Here is a 435-nt window from a genome sequence, read left to right on the forward strand (position 1 = left end):
GGCCGACACGGCCACCACCGGCCCCATGTCGAGCACGTTGCGGTCGATCAGGTAGGTGTTCGGCGCGAGCAGGTAGAGCACGAAGAACAGGCCGAAGCCGGACATCCAGGTGGTATAGGAAGGCCACTTCGACCAGTGCAGGTCCTCCGGCATCTCGGGCGGTGCGACCGTGTACTTCTGCATGTTGTAGAAGCCGCCGCCGTGCACGTGCCAGAGCTCGCCGAACACGCCGCGCTGGCGCTGGTTCGGATCCTTGGGCGGCTTGAGGCTGTTGTCGAGGGCGACGAAGTAGAACGATTCGCCGATCCAGGCGATCGCGCAGATGACGTGCAACCAGCGAATCGCGAGATTCAGCCAGTCGGTGATGAAGCCTTCCATGAAACTCCTCCAGACAGACTCGAGTCCTTGTTATCGAATGTGGGGCGGGCAGGGCCG

Annotated in this window: 1 protein-coding gene; it reads right to left on the reverse strand. The window is 62.8% G+C overall.

Annotated features, from left to right (window positions below; translation table 11 throughout):
• On the reverse strand, nucleotides 1-378 hold a 378-nt coding region (locus HW466_RS31500; protein WP_176316183.1), incomplete at its 3' end, for a urate hydroxylase PuuD.
• Between the last annotated feature and the right edge of the window lie 57 nt (nucleotides 379-435).

This window comes from Burkholderia territorii (assembly GCF_902833055.1).
Classification (GTDB): Bacteria; Pseudomonadota; Gammaproteobacteria; order Burkholderiales; family Burkholderiaceae; genus Burkholderia; species Burkholderia territorii.